This is a genomic window from Serratia sp. 2723, from assembly GCF_050434425.1.
Taxonomy (GTDB): Bacteria; Pseudomonadota; Gammaproteobacteria; order Enterobacterales; family Enterobacteriaceae; genus Chania.
Window position 1 is genome coordinate 243519 of record NZ_JBNDIN010000006.1, and the last position, 18261, is coordinate 261779.

General features: G+C 54.6%; 19 protein-coding genes. 10 read left to right on the plus strand and 9 right to left on the minus strand.

Going from position 1 to position 18261, the window contains the following annotated elements:
• Positions 1 to 150: 150 nt before the first annotated feature.
• From trpS to ABIE29_RS11800, 4 genes are all read right to left on the minus strand, one after another.
• The gene (gene trpS, locus ABIE29_RS11785) at positions 151 to 1158 is read right to left on the minus strand and encodes a tryptophan--tRNA ligase (RefSeq protein WP_429618960.1); all 1008 of its coding nucleotides are present in this window, start codon (positions 1156 to 1158) and stop codon (positions 151 to 153) included.
• A 203-nt stretch (positions 1159 to 1361) separates the two neighbouring features.
• Positions 1362 to 1889, minus strand: a complete 528-nt coding sequence (locus ABIE29_RS11790) for a cysteine hydrolase family protein (protein WP_429618961.1) — start codon at positions 1887 to 1889, stop codon at positions 1362 to 1364.
• A gap of 42 nt (positions 1890 to 1931) precedes the next feature.
• Entirely contained in the window at positions 1932 to 3035 is a 1104-nt protein-coding gene (locus ABIE29_RS11795) for a suppressor of fused domain protein (protein ID WP_429618962.1), read from the minus strand.
• A 6-nt stretch (positions 3036 to 3041) separates the two neighbouring features.
• On the minus strand, positions 3042 to 3203 hold the full coding sequence (locus ABIE29_RS11800; RefSeq protein ID WP_429618964.1) for a hypothetical protein: 162 nt from the start codon (positions 3201 to 3203) through the stop codon (positions 3042 to 3044).
• Between the two features lie 194 nt (positions 3204 to 3397).
• Here ABIE29_RS11800 and ABIE29_RS11805 point away from each other — a divergent pair, with 194 nt between their 5' ends.
• Positions 3398 to 3841 (plus strand): acetyltransferase, encoded by a 444-nt coding sequence (locus tag ABIE29_RS11805; protein ID WP_429618966.1) that lies wholly within the window; start codon positions 3398 to 3400, stop codon positions 3839 to 3841.
• 47 nt (positions 3842 to 3888) lie between these two features.
• Here ABIE29_RS11805 and ABIE29_RS11810 read toward each other — a convergent pair whose 3' ends face one another.
• The gene (locus tag ABIE29_RS11810; RefSeq protein WP_429618968.1) at positions 3889 to 4536 is read right to left on the minus strand and encodes a TetR/AcrR family transcriptional regulator; all 648 of its coding nucleotides are present in this window, start codon (positions 4534 to 4536) and stop codon (positions 3889 to 3891) included.
• 432 nt (positions 4537 to 4968) lie between these two features.
• On the opposite strand from ABIE29_RS11810, the gene bhsA reads away from it, so the two are divergent.
• The 3 genes from bhsA to ABIE29_RS11825 all read left to right on the plus strand — a co-directional run bounded on the left by bhsA (position 4969) and on the right by ABIE29_RS11825 (position 8188).
• A complete protein-coding gene (bhsA, locus tag ABIE29_RS11815) occupies positions 4969 to 5226 on the plus strand; it encodes a multiple stress resistance protein BhsA (RefSeq protein ID WP_429618969.1) in 258 nt (85 codons plus the stop codon).
• 496 nt (positions 5227 to 5722) lie between these two features.
• Complete coding sequence (gene amyA, locus ABIE29_RS11820) at positions 5723 to 7213, plus strand: alpha-amylase (RefSeq protein ID WP_429618970.1); 1491 nt, start codon at positions 5723 to 5725, stop codon at positions 7211 to 7213.
• A 123-nt stretch (positions 7214 to 7336) separates the two neighbouring features.
• Positions 7337 to 8188, plus strand: a complete 852-nt coding sequence (locus tag ABIE29_RS11825; RefSeq protein ID WP_021805181.1) for a PA4780 family RIO1-like protein kinase — start codon at positions 7337 to 7339, stop codon at positions 8186 to 8188.
• Between the two features lie 354 nt (positions 8189 to 8542).
• Here the strand turns inward: ABIE29_RS11825 and ABIE29_RS11830 are convergent, their stop codons facing one another.
• Positions 8543 to 9007, minus strand: coding sequence for a methyltransferase family protein (locus ABIE29_RS11830; RefSeq protein WP_429618972.1), 465 nt, complete (start codon positions 9005 to 9007; stop codon positions 8543 to 8545).
• Between the two features lie 78 nt (positions 9008 to 9085).
• On the opposite strand from ABIE29_RS11830, the gene ABIE29_RS11835 reads away from it, so the two are divergent.
• On the plus strand, positions 9086 to 9901 hold the full coding sequence (locus ABIE29_RS11835; RefSeq protein ID WP_429618973.1) for an AraC family transcriptional regulator: 816 nt from the start codon (positions 9086 to 9088) through the stop codon (positions 9899 to 9901).
• On the opposite strand, the gene ABIE29_RS11840 is transcribed toward ABIE29_RS11835, so the two are convergent.
• Entirely contained in the window at positions 9877 to 10470 is a 594-nt protein-coding gene (locus tag ABIE29_RS11840) for a LysE family translocator (protein ID WP_429618974.1), read from the minus strand. The two genes, ABIE29_RS11835 and ABIE29_RS11840, sit on opposite strands and share 25 nt — an antisense overlap.
• Positions 10471 to 10761: 291 nt before the next feature.
• Here ABIE29_RS11840 and ABIE29_RS11845 point away from each other — a divergent pair, with 291 nt between their 5' ends.
• From ABIE29_RS11845 to ABIE29_RS11865, 5 genes are all read left to right on the plus strand, one after another.
• The gene (locus ABIE29_RS11845; protein ID WP_429618976.1) at positions 10762 to 11946 is read left to right on the plus strand and encodes an MFS transporter; all 1185 of its coding nucleotides are present in this window, start codon (positions 10762 to 10764) and stop codon (positions 11944 to 11946) included.
• 61 nt (positions 11947 to 12007) lie between these two features.
• On the plus strand, positions 12008 to 12901 hold the full coding sequence (locus ABIE29_RS11850; RefSeq protein WP_429618978.1) for a LysR family transcriptional regulator: 894 nt from the start codon (positions 12008 to 12010) through the stop codon (positions 12899 to 12901).
• A gap of 64 nt (positions 12902 to 12965) precedes the next feature.
• The gene (gene yajD, locus ABIE29_RS11855; RefSeq protein WP_429618980.1) at positions 12966 to 13307 is read left to right on the plus strand and encodes an HNH nuclease YajD; all 342 of its coding nucleotides are present in this window, start codon (positions 12966 to 12968) and stop codon (positions 13305 to 13307) included.
• A gap of 283 nt (positions 13308 to 13590) precedes the next feature.
• The gene (locus tag ABIE29_RS11860; protein WP_429618982.1) at positions 13591 to 14226 is read left to right on the plus strand and encodes a division plane positioning ATPase MipZ; all 636 of its coding nucleotides are present in this window, start codon (positions 13591 to 13593) and stop codon (positions 14224 to 14226) included.
• Positions 14223 to 14528 (plus strand): hypothetical protein, encoded by a 306-nt coding sequence (locus ABIE29_RS11865; RefSeq protein WP_429618984.1) that lies wholly within the window; start codon positions 14223 to 14225, stop codon positions 14526 to 14528. The genes ABIE29_RS11860 and ABIE29_RS11865 overlap by 4 nt, the downstream gene beginning before the upstream one ends.
• 240 nt (positions 14529 to 14768) lie before the next feature.
• Here ABIE29_RS11865 and ABIE29_RS11870 read toward each other — a convergent pair whose 3' ends face one another.
• Together ABIE29_RS11870 and bglX are read right to left on the minus strand one after the other, a co-directional pair.
• The gene (locus ABIE29_RS11870) at positions 14769 to 15692 is read right to left on the minus strand and encodes a haloacid dehalogenase-like hydrolase (protein WP_429618986.1); all 924 of its coding nucleotides are present in this window, start codon (positions 15690 to 15692) and stop codon (positions 14769 to 14771) included.
• A 259-nt stretch (positions 15693 to 15951) separates the two neighbouring features.
• Positions 15952 to 18249, minus strand: a complete 2298-nt coding sequence (bglX, locus tag ABIE29_RS11875; RefSeq protein WP_429618987.1) for a beta-glucosidase BglX — start codon at positions 18247 to 18249, stop codon at positions 15952 to 15954.
• Positions 18250 to 18261 lie beyond the last annotated feature (12 nt).

The window sequence follows — 18261 nt, forward strand, 5'->3', positions numbered from 1 at the left end:
GACACGCAGATGATGGTTTTATGGCCGGGAAATGACGCGCAACGCCATTTCCCGTGATAGAACGGTATTGAGATTTTCCCCTCACGGCCAGCACGCTTTCTATCAGCACCGCGAGCATCAGGTTTTGCTTCTCCAACCGGAGAGGGGCCTTCAATCCAGGGCAAAAAAATTCAGACCCAGCGCGGATTTGACCTGTGCCAAAGTGCTCTGGGTGACCTGATTGGCCCGCTGGCTGCCCTCTCTCAGGATACGCATCAGCTCGCCCTTATCGGCGCTGTACTCGGCCCGCCGGGTGCGGATAGGCTCCAGCAGGGTTTGCAGGCAATCCTCCAGCAAGCGTTTAATCTTCACATCCCCCAATCCGCCCTGACGATAGTGATCCTTCAACTGTGCCACCAGCGCCACATCCTCGCAAAATGCGTCCAGATAGGTGAACACCATATTGCCTTCCACCTGGCCGGGATCGCTGACGTTCAGGTGGTTAGGGTCGGTAAACATGCTCATCACCGCCTTATGCACTTCGTCGGCACTGGCCCCCAGCATGATGGTATTACCACGTGATTTCGACATCTTGCCCTGCCCATCCAACCCCGGCAACCGACCCACACGACTCAGCAGCGGCTGGCACTCCACCAGCACCTCACGTTCGACGATGCGGTTAAAACGCCGGACAATCTCGTTGGTTTGCTCCAGCATCGGTAACTGATCTTCCCCGACCGGCACATGGGTAGCCCCAAAAGCGGTGATATCCGCCGCCTGGCTGACCGGGTAAATCAGGAATCCGGCAGGCAGGCTGCGCGAAAAATCTTTCTCGATGATTTCGCTTTTCACCGTAGGGTTACGTTCCAGACGGGCGACGGTGACCAGATTCAGGTAATACATCGTCAATTCTGCCAGCGCCGGGAGCGCCGATTGCAGGCACAGCGTGGTCTTGGCAGGATCGATTCCCACCGCCAGATAATCGGCCACCACGTTTAGCACATTGGCACTGATTTTTTGCGGATTGCTGCCGTTATCGGTCAGCCCTTGCAGATCGGCCACCATCACCGTTTGCTGGTGATGATGTTGTAGCTCAACGCGCTGGCGCAGTGACCCGACGTAATGACCCAAATGCAGTGAACCGGTGGCGCGATCGCCAGTCAGAATGGTGTAACTCATAGCCTTGCTCCTGGAAGTAAACAGACCGCCGGATCAACGCTATAAAAATGCCGCCAAAACCGGCGGCATTAAAAAAGAGGGATGAATACCCGTGCCGCCCTTAGAAAAGGCGCCACCAGCTAAAACAAGATGTGAACTGCGGGAAGATATTCATCCGGTTACGTTACACCCCGCTCAGAACCGCGTCAAGGGCGGCATCCGGCTCAGAAACTCACTTCGGCTGTAGGCACCGCGCGGATCGCCACGCCAAAACTTTCGATACTCGACAAGGTGGCATTATGATGGGTACGGATCTGTAGCCCGCTGGCGTGGGGTTTGTCGTGGCTGGTATGTGCATCAGCCGCCAGCACCACCGGGTAACCCAGGCCAGCAGCCCGGCGGGTAGTGGTATCGACGCAGTATTCCGTGGAATAGCCGCAGATCACCAGCTGTGTCACTCCCTCGGCAATCAGCAGTTTGCCCAGATTAGTGCGTAAAAAGGAGTCCGGCGTGGTTTTATCAACCCGATGATCGCCGTTTTTCAGCTGTAACCCGGCATGAATTTGCCATGCTTCGCTGCCGTGCGGCAGTTCCTCATGAGCCGTCTGATGCTGAATAAAAATCACCGGGGCGCCAGCCTGCCGGGCACGTTCACTCAGTTGATTAATCCGCATGAGCACCTGCTCGGCCTCTGCTGGCGGGGGATTAAACAGCCCCTGCTGCACATCGATGACTAACAACGCTGACTTCATGGGTGGCTCCAAAAACGATCGTTAAATAGACAGTAGCACTCGTTAAATCAGAGGCTGGCGTGGGCGGAAGATATGGTCAACGCCCTGTTCACGCAGCCTTTTTACCAAATCGTGACCCCCGTTCGGTGTGGCCTGCGCCAATTCTCGCTCGGCGGCAAACACCGGGCTGGCCCAGAAAATATTCACCGGATCACCATGCTGTTCAGGCAACACCAGATGTTCACCGTAAGGATAGAACGATGAAGAGAGAATATAGCCTTCATAGCCCTGAGGGGCCACCGCCGACGCCAGCGTATGTCCTTCGCCAAACCAGGTGATGTTCGCCCAGGGTACATGGGCAAACCCCGCTAGCGCGCTGGCCATCTGCACCGCGTTCTCTTCGGTCATAAACTGCCCATCAATGGCTATCGCCATCTCCATCCGGCGGAACCTGGCAGCATCGTCGTTGAACAAAATCTCTACCCACGGCATCGGCCGGATGCTGGCCCCCATGGTCAGGAAATAGTAAACCCCGTCGCGCTCATGCTGGGTGATGGCCATCGGCGGCCATTTGCCCTGATCGATAGCGTAATACTTCACCGAAGGGCCAAAGTGTTGTTCGTATTGTGCCTGATAATCGCTCTGCATTTTTGGCCAGGGATTCCCCTCTGCCCGCTGCCAGCTACGCCAGAACTGCCGGGTATTTTCCGCCAGCGCATATTGCGTATTGGTGGATGCAGAGCCGAGCGGATAGGCCAATGGATTCTCTTTGATGCAGCTGGCGGAATAGCAGACCGAGTGATCGATGTATAAACTCCAGCCGGGGATCACGGCTAGCAGTTGCCCGTGATACCAAAGGGCAGCCCCGTCGTCGCTTTCCGTCCAGATCACCATCAACCCTGCGGGATCCAATGGCGCTTCGCCTTCCAGATTACGGCAATATTCGGCTGCCAGCATTGGGGGAAGACCGGCCTCCAGAGCGGCACGATCCTCCTGCTGCGGAGCCGTAGCCAGGTTGCGCAGCCAGCAGGCACGCACCTGAAAACGTTCACTGTACTCTTCCGTTGGGTAGATATAAAAATAGGCGGCCCGGCTATCTTGCTGAACCACCGCGACCAGCGTTTGGTTCTCGTTATTCACTTCAGCAAGTACGTTTGACTCGTTCATATCACCTCAAGGGGTTGCTGGCGCACAAATAGGCTGTACGCTAAAAATAGAATATTTCTCTGGGCCAGTGTAGAACGCATCATCAATCGGGATCACGGGCAATAGTCTCAAAAGTGCTTTTTGCAGGCTGGGCAGCGGTATTTCTATCGCTGCACGCATCGCTTCCATCTCCCCCACCGCCAATGACGCAGTTTATCATGCTGCGGGGCAGTTTTAATCTTGCCCCCCGCAACCACCAGCACGCGGTCATTCGCCAAACTGATGCCAATAATTCACCGAAAGTTGATAAACTCTGTATCTCAGAGCGCTATCATGGCGCATAACGCTTTGATAGCTGAAATGACAATAGATTGAAAATTTCGATGATAACGATAAGAACGCGTGTGGCTGCGGATAACGCGCAGCTAGTAGAAATCTGGCAGCGTTCGGTGCACGCCACCCATCACTTCCTGGCCGAAGAGGATATTGCGCGCTTGTATCCGCTGATCCTCAACGACTATCTCCCGGCGGTAAACGTCTGGGTTGCCGAAGATGCTGCAGGGCAGCTATGCGGTTTTATCGGCCTGGACGGCAACAAAGTGGAAATGCTGTTTATTGATGCCGATCGGCGTGGCGAAGGTATTGGCAAGGCCTTGCTGGCCGAGGTTGAGGCCATGCATCAGGAACTGCTGCTGGACGTCAACGAGCAGAATCCGCAGGCATTGGCGTTTTATCAGCATTACGGTTTTGTGGTGACGGGCCGCAGCGAGCTGGATGGCCAAGGCAAGCCTTTTCCATTACTGCATATGATGCTGACTGCGCGGTAAAAACCGGCCCCTTTCTCACAATGAGAGAGGGGCTGTCTAGCGGCAGATCAAACTTTATTGCCAACCTGGCTCAAGCGCGGCCACACCATCATGGTGGTCTCCAGCAGCCGCAGCAGATCTTCACGGCTGGCCCCTTCACGCGCCTGGGCGGACATCCCTTCAATCAGGCAAATAATGTATTTCGCCAACAACGCGGTATCGGTGCGAGCCAGCAATTCCCCTTGCTGCACCTTACGGTCAAAGCAGGCTTTCAGGCTGGTTTCCTGCGCAAAATGCTTGTTGCGCAGCATCTCGGCCAGATCGTTTGAAGAGGAGGACAAGGCGGCGTTGGCACAAACCATAAAACAACCGCTAGGGTTTTCCGGATCGGTAAATACCTCTGCCGAGGTGCGTAAATAGGCTTCGACGATATCGGCGATCGGTAACTCCTGGGCCAGCAGGCGGTTGTAACATTCCACGTAGCGGCTCAGATAACGCTCAACCGCGGCGCGAAACACCCCTTCTTTGTTACCAAACTCCGCATACAGCGTTGGCGCTTTAGCCCCGGTCGCTTCCACCAGATCGGCCAACGAGGTGGATTCATAGCCATGGCGCCAGAACAGCTCAAGCGCTTGCTCAACGGCCTGATCGCGATCAAACTGCTTCGGCCTGCCGCGTGATTTCTTCGCGCATGCGTCTTCATTATTGATACTCATAGACCCCTCACTTTCCCGGTGGCCCAACGCGGGCACAATCATTAAATTATCGATCGGTACAAAAAATACTACGCCGCCGATGATAAGCGAGCAACTTTTAATTAGCGATCGGTAAGCAATATGGCCAATGGTGCCCCTGCTGGGCAGAAAACAGCGGTTAAACCCGGGAGACTTCTGGTACAAGGCAGGTAGAAATCATCGCCAAATTTTAAATAACCATTGAATAACAATTAATTAAACAGAAAATAGTCATTAAACGCCTTACCCGGCAGCCAGCAGCCTGAACGCAATAGCACGAATTAATTAACGAACACTAAAAAAATATTTGCAATCGGTTAGGCAGGAGCCTAACATTAAGTTATCGACCGTTAAGTAATTAAACGGGATAACACAAAAACTTTTATTGCTCATCTAGAGATAGGAAACCACATTATGAAAAACCTGAAAATGACCCTCGCCGCCATTGCACTAGCTTCCGTATCTTTCGGTGGTTTCGCCGCAGAGTTGGTCAGCAGCCAACCTGCCGATCTGCAAAAATCCGGGGTGATCTCCGTGAGTGGCGCTTCTGACCTGACCTCGCTGGAAAACAAACTGGCAGCCAAAGCGGATGCAGCAGGGGCTAAATCCTTCCAGATCATCGCAACAACCGGTAGCAATAAACTGCACGGCACCGCGATTATCTATAATTAATCGTTAAACGGCTTTATGCAAAGAGGCGGCCTTGGTGCCGCCTTTTGCTCGTCAAGCAAACCAGCCAAATAGCCGAACCACAGATAATCCAGCGGTACCAACAGCCCAAAAGGTTAACAGGGCCTGCTGGCCGAAAGCTGGAAGGTGCCAAACCCTACCACCAACGCCACGCGATCCTTCCGCCAACCCGGCACGTTCAGCTAGCGCCATGATGATCGACATCAGCAGGGTAATACGCCCATCGGGTAATCCCTACTCCCTGTCATAGTTGGTTTTTTGTTATCAACTGGTTATAAGTTTATATAACGGAAACGCCCGAACGGTGAAACAGCTCACAGTTCACGGGCAGAGGGGAAATCGGCCATACTCTCCCCGCGCCAAGAGGCTACTCTGCTTGCAGGCTAGCGCCAGCTATTTTCCCTTTTGCCAAAAGTGGCCCATGCTTAGCAGGGCGAGCGTTTGGCGCACGTTTACTGACGAACCGGGGTACTGACTGATGACGAAAAAGACCACACTGTTACAGTTTTTCCATTGGTACTACCCGGATGGCGGCAAGCTATGGCAGGAGGTCGCCGAACGAGCCCCCTCCCTGGCCGAGATAGGCGTGACCGACCTATGGCTGCCACCAGCCTATAAGGGGGCTGCTGGTGGCTATTCGGTGGGGTATGACAGCTACGATCTGTTCGATCTGGGGGAGTTTGATCAAAAAGGCACCCGCGCCACCAAATATGGCGACAAAGAAGCGTTGACGCTGGCCGTTAATAGCCTGCGCGCACAGCAAATCCGGGTGATCTATGACGTGGTGTTCAACCACAAGATCGGCGCCGATGAAAAAGAGCAGGTACACGTCTATAAGGTAGATGAAGATAACCGTAACCATATCGCAGAGGTTGGCATCGACGCGCTGGCCTACACCCGCTTTACCTTCCCTGAGCGGCAAGGGACCTATTCAAAATTTATCTGGGACTACACCTGCTTTAGCGGCGTCGATTATATCGAGCAACCGGATGACAAAGGCATCTTCAAAATTGCCAATGACTACGGTGAAGAGGGGTGGAACGATCAGGTTGACGACGAAAACGGCAACTTTGACTATTTGATGGGCGCTAACGTGGAGTTCCGTAACCAAGCCGTCGTCGAGGAGCTAAAATACTGGGCGCGCTGGTTGATGGAAAACCTGCCCTGTGACGGGTTCCGGTTGGATGCCACCAAACATATCCCAGCCTGGTTCTTTAAAGACTGGGCAGATCACGTGCGCGATGCGGCACAGCGCGATCTGTTTATCGTGGCCGAATACTGGTCACACGATCTGGCCGCATTACAACAGTATTTAACACGGGTCGATGGTAAGGTGATGCTGTTCGACGTACCGCTACAGCTGAAATTCCATCTGGCGTCAAAACAGGGCGATGGTTACGATATGTCACAGCTGTTTACCGATACGCTGGTCGCCGTCGATCCTGCCCATGCGGTAACCCTGGTGGCAAACCATGACACTCAGCCGTTGCAATCGCTCGAAGCACCGGTCGAACCCTGGTTCAAACCGCTGGCCTACGCCCTGATCCTGCTGCGTGAGCAAGGCGTTCCTTGCCTGTTTTACCCGGATCTGTACGGTGCCAGTTATAGCGATCAAGGCAACGACGGCCAGGAATACCAGATTGAAATGCCGGTGATTGCCGAACTGGAGAAGCTGATCCAGGCGCGTCAACGTTTTGCTAACGGCGAGCAGCGCGACTATTTTGACGATCCGCACTGCATCGCCTTCAGCCGCAGCGGCACTGCCGAGCAGCCGGGTTGCGTAGTGGTGATGACCAACGGGGCCGAAAGCAGTAAAACCATCGCGCTGGGCGAAAATTTTGCGCATAAATCCTGGCGTGACTTCCTCGGCAACCGCGAGGACGATATCATGACGGACGAGCATGGTAGCGCGGCCTTCCCGGTCAACGGCGGCAGCGTTAGCGTCTGGGTCATGGCCGAAGCAGAGTAAGGTCCTCCGGGGAGGCAATGTACCACCCCGGCGGCAAAACCCATTTTTGCCTTTTTGGTCTGATTTTTCATTAAGACCATAAGCAAATATTCACAGCGGAGCCTAAATAGGGTACAAGGCTGCATGAAAATTCCAAAACGACTCCAGCCATTGGTAGATGATGGTTTAATCGACGACGTCATCCGCCGTTTGAAAAGTGGCAAAGAAGCCGACGTATTTATCGTGCGTTGCGGTAAAGAGATCCGCTGCGCCAAAGTGTACAAAGAAGCCGATAAACGTAACTTCAAGCAGGCCGTGAACTATCAGGAAGGCCGCAAGGTGCGCAATAGCCGCGACGCTCGCGCCATGAGCAAAGGCTCCAAATTTGGCCGCCAACAGCAGGAAGAGGCTTGGCAGAATACCGAAGTGGACGCGCTATACCTGCTGGCCAAGGCCGGCGTGCGTGTGCCACAGCCGGATATCTGCCTGGACGGTGTATTGCTGATGGAGCTGATCACCGATGAAGAAGGGCTGGTAGCCCCACGCCTGAGCGACGTCACGTTAACGCCGGAACAGGCGTTGAACGATCACGCCTTGATGATGAACTATGCCGTGCGCATGCTCTGTGTTGGGCTGGTTCATGGCGATCTGTCAGAGTTCAACGTGCTGATGGATAAAGACGGGCCGGTAATTATCGATCTGCCGCAGGTGGTAGATGCCGCCGCCAACAACCATGCCAAAAGCATGTTTGAACGCGATATCAACAATATGACTCACTACTACGGCCAGTATGCGCCGCAGCTGCTGGGCAGCAAGTATGCCAAAGAGATTTGGGCGCTGTACCAGGAAGGCAACCTGACGCCGGAGACGGAGTTGACCGGTAAGTTTGTTGAAACCAGCAAGCGGGCCGACGTGGACTCGGTGCTGGAAGAGATCCAGGCGGCCAGCGATGAGCACCAGCGGCAACTGATGGCGCGTAACGAAGAAGAAGATTGATATTCAACATCAAAATTACCCCTCACCCTAACCCTCTCCCACAGGGCGAGGGGGCCGATCGCGTTCGCCATCAAGATGGAAATTTACCTCATCACGGCACTAAATCAGTTCGCTGTTGCAGTGAAATAACTCGCTCGCAGTACCTGATGACAATGCCGAATCAGCTCCCTCGCCTTTTGGGAGGGGCCGGTAGAGTGGGTCTGAAAACTCAGTGACGCACCTTGGCTGAGGGGCGATAAAATTTGCCGAGATGACTAAATTACTACCAAATGAGCAGGGGCTAGTAGCTCCCTCTCCCTGTGGGAGAGGGTTGGGGTGAGGGGGCTCAGACAAGCTGTGGGATGGATTAACAACTCAAAGCCAACGCCTTACCCGGCTGCAAAACGCATGGTAGTCTTGCCCAAAGTTAGCTCGTAGAAACGCCTCTTCACGCGGGATCTGCACGCGATCCAGATAGGCAAAAAACAGCCCCCACCATAACCAGACGTAGATCCCTCCCAGCAATAATCCCCAAGCCGCCAACAGCAGGAGCTGCCCCAGATACACCGGATTACGGCTGAAACGGAAAACTCCGTTAACCAGCAGCACGCTGACCCGCTGAAATTTTTGTGGATCCAGCGTGGTACCTGCCCGGTGAAAAGCATAACTGGCACTAAACATGATTATCACGGAAGCCACTACCAATAGGCCAACGACCAAGAGCATAGACAGGCTATCTTGCCAGTCCCCCTCGGTTAGCCTGCGGGTTACTGCCATCCCCGCAGCACAAACTGCCATCACTACCGGCGGCAAAACCAGCCGCTGCAACCACGCTACCATTTTCCTTCTCCCTCTCGACCACGTAATGCTATTTACGCTATAACAAGCTCTCCCTGTAACGACGTCAGAGAAGAAACGATGAGCCAATATGCCCCACAATTCTGGCGTGATGAACGCCTGCCGTTCGTTGAGGCCCGTGCCGTCGAAGATGGCCGCAAGCTCTGTTATGCGCTGCATAGCCACGAGTTTTTCTGTATTGGCACCATCACCGCCGGTACCAGCACCTATGTTAACGGCGACCAGCACCTCCAGGTTAAAACCGGTGACGTGGTGATCATCAATCCGCAGCAGGCGCACGGCTGCAACCCCATTGGCAACCAGCGCTGGGCCTATACCATGTTTTATATCGACCAGCACTGGTTGGCAACGTTTCAGCAGACCCCTGGCAGCGGCTTTGTGCCGTTCAAGCAGATTATCAGCCAGGATAAGGTGCTGTTTAACGGCCTGAATCAGCTGTATGGGGTACTGATCGATCCGCTCTGTTGCCATCTGGAAAAGCAGATCGCCCTGGTGGATTACTTCAGCAATCTACCGCAGTTACTCGGCGAGTCTCCGATCCCACAGCAGGATATGACCCCAAAACTGGAAATGGCCGCGGCGTTTATCCGTACTCATTGCACCCAGTCGCTGACGCTGGAGGCGATCTGCCAAGCGTCGGCCCTCTCCCCTTCTTACCTGATCCGCGCATTCAAGAAGCGCTACAGCATGACACCCCATGCCTATCTGGTCAATCAGCGCGTCCAGCACGGCCAGCGGCTTCTGAAACAGGGCTTCTCCATTGCAGCCGCCGCCAACGAAAGCGGGTTTGCCGATCAGGCGCACTTTCAGCGCACCTTCAAACAGCTGCTGGCAGCCACCCCCGGCCAGTATCAGATCCCCTCAGCCAGCAAGTAACAGGCGCTGAACGCCAGCAGCAGCGCCATCAGGCGATTAAAGCGCCGCAGATTGTGCGCCCGCTGCAACAAACTGCCAAGCATCGCCCCAGCGTAGGCCCAACAGGCTATCGACAGGTAGCAAATCACAAAATAGAGCCCGGAAAATTGCCACAGCAGCCGCATCTCCCCATCACCGACAAAGGCCCCCATACTGGCAACCGAAGCCAGCCAAGCCTTGGGATTCAACCATTGCAACAGGGCCCCATACCAATAAGACGGTGTTTGCTGCCGCTTGCCCTGGCTCAGTTGCCCGTCATCCGCAGCAAGCTGATAAGCCATATAGAGTAGAAAGGCCACGCCGGCCCAGAGGATCGCGGTGGTCAGCCCCGGCCACCAGGTAAGCACTTCATGCATTCCCAAGCCAACCGACACCAGTAATAACGTGAACCCCAAGGTCGCACCGGTCACATGCCGCAAGCTGGTCGTAAAGCCAAACTGCGCGCCACAGCTCAGTGCCACGATGTTCACCGGACCGGGAGTAATAGAGGAGGCCAACGCAAAAGCGGCCATGGAAAGGTAAAGCGTCATAGTCAGCACCTGTAAAAGTGGGTTACAGGTGCCAGCGTGCCGGGTTACAGCGGGAGTGTATTGAAAGAAATTGCCCTGCCCGCGCCTTAGAGCCATCAAAGTCTATGGGGTGGGAACCAGTTGCCCCCCGCCAACCCGCGCCAACAGCTGATCCATGTGATTATTCCCCTACAGAAACAGTGTAACCACCACAGATGGATTTATTCACCGCTCATCGCTGCGTAAATTGTGATCCCGATCACTCGTACAGCTGTCGTACGACGTGTTTATTCACCTGAGATGAGTGCTATTATGCTGAATTATAAAGATAAATCTGCATCATCACCGTGGCTGGCGATCTTCTCGCTGGCGGTCGCCTGTTTTGTCATGGTCACTACCGAGTTCCTGCCCATCGGGTTACTCACCAACATCGCCCCTTCTCTGGACGTCAGTACCGGTAACGCTGGCCTGATGGTCACCATCCCTGGCCTGGTTGCCGCCGTGGCTGCACCGGTTCTAAGCCTGCTGTCTGGGCGGCTCGATCGGCGGTTGCTGATGCTGGGCCTGTCCGTACTGCTGATTATTTCCAATCTGATTTCCGCGCTGGCGGTAAACTTCCCTATGATGCTGCTAGGCCGCGTGCTATTGGGCGTCTGCGTTGGGGGATTCTGGTCTTTCGCCGCCAACTATGGCCGCCATCTGGTGCCGGTTGCCAGCCAGGGCCGGGCGACCGCGCTGATCCTGAGCGGCATCTCGGTAGGTGCCGTCTGTGGCGTGCCCGCCGGGGCATTGATCGGCGATCTGTTTGGCTGGCGTGCGGCCTTCTTTGGCAGTTCAGTGTTAGCGGGTATCGTGCTGTTGGCACAAATACGCCTACTCACGTCGGTGCCAGCAAGCCGCCCAGTGACCCCGAGCGATCTGCTGTTGCCGCTGCGCCTGCCAATGGCGCGCATCGGGTTAATCGCCATCGTGTTGCTGTTTGTCGGCCATTTTGCCGCCTATACTTACCTGCGCCCACTGTTGCAGCAGGTGTTTGTCCTCAGCCCTTCGGCGATTTCGTTGCAACTCCTTGCCTATGGAGCCATCGGCCTGCTTGGTACTTTCCTGGGTGAGCGTTTGGCGGAACATAACCTGCGCGCCACCTTTATCCTGATCACCGCCATGCTGGCCAGTATCCTGATGGTTTCCCCTTTTCTCAGCGGCATCCCAGGAGCCACCCTGATGGTGTTGGTCTGGGGGCTGGCATTTGGCGCGGTGCCGGTCTGTGCCACCAGTTGGATGTTTGCCGCTGTACCCCAAGCACCGGAAGCGGGGCAAGCATTATTGGTGAGCGTGGTCCAGATTGCCCTGGCCTCTGGCGCATTGCTCGGCGGAGAAGTGGTTGACTGGCAAGGTGTCAGCAGCGCAATGCTGTTTGGTGGTGCCCTGATCCTTTCGGCTATGCTGGTGTTTGGTTGGTCATTACGCAACGACATGATTAGCGTCAAGCAGCCATAATCATTATTCCCCTTGAGAAACATGCCCCGGAAAATTGCCGGGGCAACCGATTGAGAACGTTATGGACCACCATTTGCTAGCTATTCGTGTGTTTAATCGCGTGGTGGAAACCGGCGGCTTTACCCGTGCCGCCGATTCGCTGCGTATGCCAAAAGCCACCGTCACCAAACTGATCCAGAACCTGGAAAACCATCTGCAAACCAAGCTGTTCAATCGCACTACCCGCAGCGTTTCCGTCACTTCAGAGGGCGAATGTTATTACCGCCGCACGGTAAAATGGCTAGCGGAGTTGGAGCAGATGGAAGGCTGCATGACCGAATCGCAATCCGCACCTCAGGGCGTATTGCGCATTGATGCCGGAGGTTCCACTGCCCGGTTGGTGCTGCTACCCGCACTGCCTGAGTTTATCGCCCGCTATCCCCAGATCCAGATCGACCTCGGCGTAGGCGATCGCAACATCGATTTAATCAACGACAGCGCAGACTGCGTGATCCGCAGCGGCCCGTTGGCAGATTCCAGCCTGATCGCCCGGCGGTTGTTCGCATTACAATGGGTGACCTGCGCAACGCCAGCCTATCTTGCCCGCCACGGTACTCCGCAACACCCTTGCGATCTGGAGCGGGGATACCCTCTGGCGCACTACCGCCACGCACTCAACGATCGCATTCAGCCGCTGCAATTTGTTGTTCAAGGCAAAACCATTGATATCCAGCACCGCTATCAGGTTAGCGTTAATGAAAGTAACGCGCATCTTGCCTCCGGGTTGGCGGGCCTGGGCATCATTCAAACGCTGCGTTTTATGGCACAGCCGCATCTGGACAACGGCGAATTGATCAGCCTGTTGGATAGCTGGCAACCGCCGGATGAACAGATGTACGTGGTTTACCCTTCAAACCGCCATCTCAGTGCCAAACTGCGGGTCTTTATCGACTGGGCGGTAGAACGATTCCGCTAGCTTGTCTGCATGCGGTTTGTGGTAATATTGAGCGCAATATTATTCTGATCCTGTAGGTGCCCACATGGCATATATTCCAAAAAACTACGCGAGACTGGAAACCGGTTACCGCGAAAAAGCACTGAAAATCTTCCCGTGGGTCTGCGGGCGCTGTTCACGCGAATTTGTTTACTCCAACCTGCGTGAACTGACGGTGCATCACATCGATCATGACCACAGCAACAACCCGGAAGACGGTAGCAACTGGGAAATGCTGTGCCTGTACTGCCACGATCATGAACACTCCAAATACACCGAAGCCGATCAGTATGGCTCCACGGTGGTCGCCGGTGAAGATGCACAGAAAGACTTAGGGTTAGCCACACACAATCCCTTCGCCAATCTGAAAAACATGATGAAAAAGTAAGACCGTAGGATCTTCATATGTAGGGGCGCTGCTGCGCCCGTTTACCTGCTTTACCCCCATTCTGACTGCCTTTTATCTCAACAATAACTTATCAAGTTAATGAGTTACTAAAAAATCAAACCCACAAGTTAAGACCTTCACTACTTGGCAAGCCGCTGCCAATGGGGCATATTGTCGTCATACGCACTTGTTAACTCATTTAACTACCAACCTAACAAGCGAATTAACTTATTAAGTTAATCATTTAATAAGTTATCCGCTTGGCAACTTGAGAGATGGCAGCATGATTGTTTTGATTGGTTCGCAGAAAGGCGGCGTCGGCAAATCGACCATGGCGGTAAACATCGCCGGATATCTGATCCTCAAAAAGAAAAAAACGGCCATCATCGTCGATGCCGACGACCAGAAATCCATCATGACCTGGTTCAACGACCGTCAGAATGTCGAAGGGGTTCCGCAGATCCCGGTGGTGGCCGCCTCAGGCAAGATCAAAGAAACCCTGCTGGAACTGAATCGTCACTACGATTATGTGATTGTCGATACCGCTGGCCGCGACAGCGCAGAATTACGCTCCGGGCTGCTGGCCGCCGATTTGTTTATCTCGCCGTTGCGCCCTTCGCAGATGGACCTGGATACTGTCGGCTACCTGTCCGAGATGTTCTCCACCGCCCAGGAATACAATGAAAAGGTAAAAGGCCACATTGTGCTCAACCTGTGCCCAACCAATATCTTCATTAACGAGGCTAACGAAGCGGCCGAAGTGCTAAGCGAATACCCGGAACTGAAGTTGGTACACAACCGCCTGTGCGATCGCAAAATTTATCGCGATGCCTGGGGCGAAGCGCTAACCGTGCACGAAGCGCACAATGAAAAGGCCCAGCACGAAATCGAAAGCCTGGTAACCGAGGTGATCCTGTGAAAAAACGTACGCCAACCCATCGCATGTCGGAAGATGAATTTATCAACAGCGCCACTTCGCATACGTTGATCGTTCCCGCCCCCGCCGCACCTGTCGAAAAGCCCCAGGGCCGTAAGCGCATTTATAAAGCGCTGTCCGTCAGCCTGACGGATAACCACGTGGAGATGATCGACGAGGTGATCGGCCATGCGGCGCGTAATGGTATCGTACGCATCACACGTTCCGATGTGATCAAGTTGGCCATCGACAGTTTGAGCGACAAGAGCGAGGCGCAGCTGCTGGCCCTGCTGAAGAAGATCTAAGTAACTTAATAACCTACCAGCTTATTAAGCCAATAAGCTGGTGGCGCAGACGATAAATTAACAACCAGGTAATTTGATAACTAATCAAGTCATTAGGTTATTAAGTTAACAATCAAATCCCTTTGATATTACTGAAATTAATCTGTCGGTAATAAACCAACCTGCCGAGTTACCCCTTGCGGGAAAGGGCTACAGTGAGTGGGACTTAACGGGCCGCAGATTGAGTACGGCCCTGAAACATTAGCGGTTAACGGAGCGGGCAATGCGTGTGTAAGTGTGCCGTACGCCGCGGATTGCCACGCTGTAGGCAAAGATATTCTCCGGCAACGCCAAGCCAAGATAGCCGGTATCGCCGATATGATGCAGGTCTGCTCCAGCCATTTTGCTCATCAAGGCAATCTGGCGAATGGTTTGCACATCGGCCCCCTCCTGTGAAGTGCCGATGGCGGTCATCGCCAGCCCGCCCTGTTGCTGAGTAAATGCAATCAGCGCAGCGACCTTTTCCTGCGACATTCCAGGGATGGTGCCCGGTGCAGGTAATAGAACAATGTCAGCCCCGTTTTCAATGAATAGTGCAATATCTTGCTCGGTGATCAACTGACTGCCGCTTTCACGCACAATCCCGGCACCGTGCATTTTGCCGGTCACCAGCACCAGCTTATCGCCCACTTCATCACGAATGTGCTTCAGCGCCTCGGCAATCGCCTGGTTGCTGACGCCGTTATTCGGGTTACCGGTCAAGACCACCATGCGAGCGCCAAGCTCATACAATTTTCGGGCGTTTTCCGCCGTGGCTGCGCGCCCCGCCGTCATCTGCCAGAACTCATTATGCGTGGTGGCAAACGCCGGATCGACGGCTTCCAGATTGACCCCAATGACGCGCCCGGTCAGCCGTTGTAGCTCACGTATGGCTTCTTCTGGCGGCACATCGGCAGGCAGCCCGGCAATGTGCGGCTGATTGACATCAAACAGGTTCAGCAACAGGATGTCGGCCCCCTGGCTGGCAGCCAGTTCGGCATTGGTGACGTTATTGAGCAGCGGCTGAGTGACCGCGATGGTCTCACTGACCAGAATGCGCCCTTCGCTGGCACGGATGGCGTAGATCAGATCGTCTTTGCTGATGTTGGCCAGATCGCTGGCGCTACAGTCCAGATATCTTTTCATGATGGGATCTCCGATGATGGGTACTCATAGAAAAGGGAGAGCAGATCTTTAAGCTGGTAAAGATCCCCTCACCCTAACCCTCTCCCCCAGAAGAGGGGATTTAACGTGCCACAACGTAACTCTAGTATTTGATTTTCGCTCTAGATTTAAAGTGCCAAAAATTGACTCCGGCACCTGACAACGGCTCCATACCTGCTCCCTCTCCCTGTGGGAGAGGGTTGGGGTGAGGGGTCAGTAACAAAAGTAAACGCTCACAAACTTATTTCAGGATAAAGCTCTGCTGTTGCAGATTGTCCGAGTCCAGGCCAACAAACACGTTGAATTTACCCGGCTCCGCGCCCCATTTCAGGCTGGCGTTATAAAACTTCAGATCGTCCTCGGTAATAGGTAGTTCCACCCGCTGTTCCTGTCCGGCACGCAACGTCACCTTCTTGAAGTTACGCAGCTCCTTGATCGGGCGGCTGACCGAGGCGCTCACATCCTGCACATACAGCTGTACCACGGTGGCACCGTTATATTTACCGGTGTTTTTCAGCATCACGCTGGCGGTAATTTTGCCGTCGCGCGCCATCTCGGGGCTGGAGAGTTTGAAATCGGACAGGGCAAACTGGCTATAGCTCAGACCATAACCAAACGGATACAGCGGGCCATTTGGCGAATCAAAGTAGCGCGAAGTGTACTTGCCCGGGTTTGCCTTGCCGAACGGTCGGCCAGTGTTGAGATGGTTGTAGTAAATCGGGATCTGCCCCACCGAACGTGGGAAAGTCATTGGCAGCTTACCGGAAGGGTTGTAGTCACCAAACAGCACGTCGGCGATGGCATTACCGCCTTCGGTGCCGCTGTACCAGGTTTCCAGCATCGCATCTGCCTGTTCACTTTCCCAGCTCAATGCCAACGGACGGCCATTCATCAGCACCAGAACCAGCGGTTTACCGGTGGCTTTCAACGCCGCGATCAGGTCACGCTGGCTTTGCGGAATGGTGATGTCCGCCCGGCTAGAGGCTTCATGAGCCATTCCCTGCGCTTCACCCACTACCGCCACTACCACGTCGGCCTGTTTGGCGATCTTTACCGCTTCATCGATCATCTGTTGTGGAGGACGCGTGTCAAAGGCCACCGCAGGTTCATACTCGTTGAGATAATCAACAATGTTCTTGTCCTGAGTAATGTTGGCCCCTTTGGCGTACAGGATGCTGGCCTTATCGCCCACCGCATTCTGCAGCCCTTCACGCACGGTGATCGACTGCTTCACCACGCCCGCCGCCGACCAGCTTCCCATGATATCGCGCTGGCTGTCGGCCATCGGCCCGATCAGCGCTATGGTGCCCTGCTTTTGCAATGGCAGCGTCTGCTTGTCATTTTTCAACAGCACCATCGTTTTACGGGCAATCACGCGGGCCTCCGCACGGTGCAGACGGCTTTCGGCATTGGTATCCAGCGGATCGGAGCCTACCGGGCCAAGGTGGTTGTACGGATCTTTAAACAGGCCCATATCATATTTGGTGTTCAGCACGTCGCGACAGGCTCGGTCGATCTCGCTTTCGGAAACCAGGCCATCCTTCACCAAACCCGGCAAGTATTGATCGTAATACTCGTCGCTCATGCTCATGTCGACCCCGGAGGTGATCGCCAAGCGCACCGCGTCACGCGCATCCTCGGCCACACCGTGCTTAATCAACTCTTTAATTGCGCCGTGATCGCTGATGGTGATGCCTTTGAAGCCCCACTGGCCGCGCAGCAGATCTTTCAGCAGCCACGGGTTGGCCGTCGCCGGTACGCCGTTGATCGAGTTCAGTGAAACCATCACGCCACCGCTGCCAGCATCTACCGCCGCCTTATACGGCGGCAGGTAATCCTGATGCATACGTAACGGGCTCATATCGACGGTGTTGTAGTCACGGCCCCCTTCAACTGCGCCATACAGGGCAAAGTGCTTCACGCTGGCCATCACCGAACCCGGCTTGGACGGATCGCCATTCTGGTAGGCATCCACCATCACTTTGGCAATCTTCGATACCAGCCAGGTATCCTCACCAAACCCTTCAGAGACCCTGCCCCAACGCGGATCGCGGGTAATATCCACCATCGGTGAGAAGGTCATGTTCAGGCCGTCATCGCTGGCTTCCTGCGCTGAAACACGTCCACTCAGGGCGATGGCCTCCAGATCAAAGCTTGCCGCCAGCCCCAGGCTGATTGGGAACACGGTACGCTGGCCGTGGACCACGTCATAGGCAAAAAACAGTGGGATCTTCAGGCGACTGAGCTGCATGGCCTGATCCTGCATTACGCGGATATCTGGGCGGGTCACGGTGTTGAAGATCGCCCCGATCTGGCCTTTACTGATGCCGTCACGAATGGCCTCTTTCGGGTTATCCGGCCCAACGCTGATCAGGCGCAGCTGGCCGATTTTCTCTTCCAGCGTCATCTGTTTCATCAGGTTGGAGATAAAGGCATCACGCTCCTGAGCATAGATCCCTTGGGTTGCACTGCTTTCCTGTGCAAAAACCGGGCTGATTGCCAAGCCGGACAACATACTCACCACACAAAGCCATTTCATAGTTGGATTCTC